This window comes from Kitasatospora sp. NPDC088346 (assembly GCF_044740765.1).
GTDB lineage: Bacteria > Actinomycetota > Actinomycetes > Streptomycetales > Streptomycetaceae > Kitasatospora.
Map to the genome: position 1 here is coordinate 1 of NZ_JBIURH010000165.1, position 1,973 is coordinate 1,973.

General features: G+C 66.3%; 1 protein-coding gene. It reads right to left on the minus strand.

The features are described from left to right. Window positions 1–113: 113 nt before the first annotated feature. The gene (locus ACIOFR_RS42175) at window positions 114–1,835 is read right to left on the minus strand and encodes an IS1634 family transposase (RefSeq protein ID WP_401006136.1); all 1,722 of its coding nucleotides are present in this window, start codon (window positions 1,833–1,835) and stop codon (window positions 114–116) included. Between the last annotated feature and the right edge of the window lie 138 nt (window positions 1,836–1,973).

Below are 1,973 nucleotides of genomic sequence, written 5' to 3' on the forward strand. Positions count from 1 at the left end.
CCTGCGTTCCGCGTAATTCAGCGGCCTAGAGTCACGAATTTGGGGTCTGACCTGCGCGGACATGGGTGAGGGCGCCTGAGAGTCGTTTCTCTAGGCGCTGGTGTTCGTGCTGGTCAGCGGGGTGCGGGTTCGAGGGCGATGATCTGCTTCGGTGCGGGGATGCCGAGCTTGGCCAGAAGGTCGGTCTGGGGCTTGGTGAGGGTGGTGACCTGTCGGAACAGGCCGGTAGGGCCGGTGAATGTGCCGAGGTGGAGCCGGTCGAGCTCGCGGCGGATGATCGTCCAGGTCTCGTCGGTGGTGGTCTCGATGATGCGGATCAGCAGCAGGGCGAGCCAGCAGAGGACGACGTGTGCGCGTATGCGCTCCTCGAGCCGGTGATAGACGGGCCGCAGGTCGATGATCTGTTTCATGTCCCGCCAGCCCCGCTCGACTTCGAGGAGTTGCTTGTAACCGAGGGCGATGTCCTCGGCCGACAGATGCGGGTCGGAGCATCGCAGCAGGTACTTGCCGTCGAGGTTCTCCTCGGTCTTGATCTTCGCGGTGTCGATGCGGAGCTTGCCGGCCGGGGTGGTGCGGAGGTAGCGGTTGAGGCCGGGCTTGTCGGCGAGCTTGCCGCGGAGCTCGCCGCGCTTGAAGTCGCTGAGCTTGTCGGTGTCTTCGATCAGGGTCGTGAGCTGGGAGACGAGCTGTTCGCGTATGTGCTGGTCACGGGTGGCGGCTTCGGGGTTGTGGCAGATCACGAACCGTTCGGTGTCGGAGATCCGCACCTCCTTGACCCGCATGTTCCCGGTGATCTCGCTGTAGCGGCCCTGGCGGGACAGGGTGGCCTTCACCTCTGGACTTCCTGAGCGGAGTTTCTCGCCGACGATGTAGGCGTGGTCGCCCTGGCGGAGGTAGCGGCGGTTGCGTTCGCTGGAGAATCCCCGGTCGGTGACCCACACGATCTTGCTCAGGGTCCAGTCCCGCATGTCGTCCTTGACCTGCCGGATCAGCTTCTGGTCACCGGTGTTGCCGGGCCAGGACCAGACGCGGACCGGGATCCCGTCCCTCGTGACGGCCATCCCGATCACGATCTGCGGCAGGTCGTCGCGGGAGTCCTTCGACTTGCCGAAGGTGCGGAACCCGGCCTGCTCCGCGGACTCGCCGTCCTCTTCGGCGGTTGGGCGGTCGTCCGTCAGGAGGCGGCCCCTGTCGTCGCGGGCGGCGGGTTCGTCGGCCTCCTCCAGCTCGAAGTAGGTGCTGGTGGTGTCGAAGAACAGCAGGTCGACCTCGAGGTTGAGGAGGTTCGCGACCTCGTCGAACACCCGCTTCTCCAGGTCGTCGGTCACCTCGTGGAGCCAGTCCATCGCCCGGTAGCAGGCGTCGTCGTCGGTGGCCGGCAGGCCCTCGACATGCACGTCGTGCGTGGCCCAGTTGGCGGCGGCCAGCTTCGACGACGGAGCCAGGGCCCGGTTCGCGACCAGGGAGAACAGCACCCGCTCGGTCACCGACATGTCCCGGCGCCGGCCCCGTTTGGGCTGCCCGACCTGCCCGACGATCCTGTCGATCCTCAGCCGCCGCCAGAGATGATCGAGGACGTAGGTGCCGCCGAACGGCACCGACGAGACGAACTCCAGGTCACCCGCTGCCGTCGACGCCAGCGCCTCACCCGGCTCCAGCAGCCTCGATAGAGACGCGACCAGGCGTTTCACCGCGTCCCGGTCGAGGTCGTCCTCACGGCCGAACGTGAACAGGACCTTCGGGACCGCCCGGCCCTTCACCGGATCCCACTCGTTGTGGGCCAGGTGCAGGTACCGGACCGTGCCGGACTTGTTCTCCCGTTTCGTCGTCTTCACGTACACGACTCCAGACCCTACGGACCAACTGCAGGTCAGCGCAGGCAAATCCGCAAAATCGCGTCTCTAGGCGAATCCGACCGCGTCACCAGCCCCCACCCAGCTGACCTGCACCTTCAACCCGGCAGGGACTCCAGA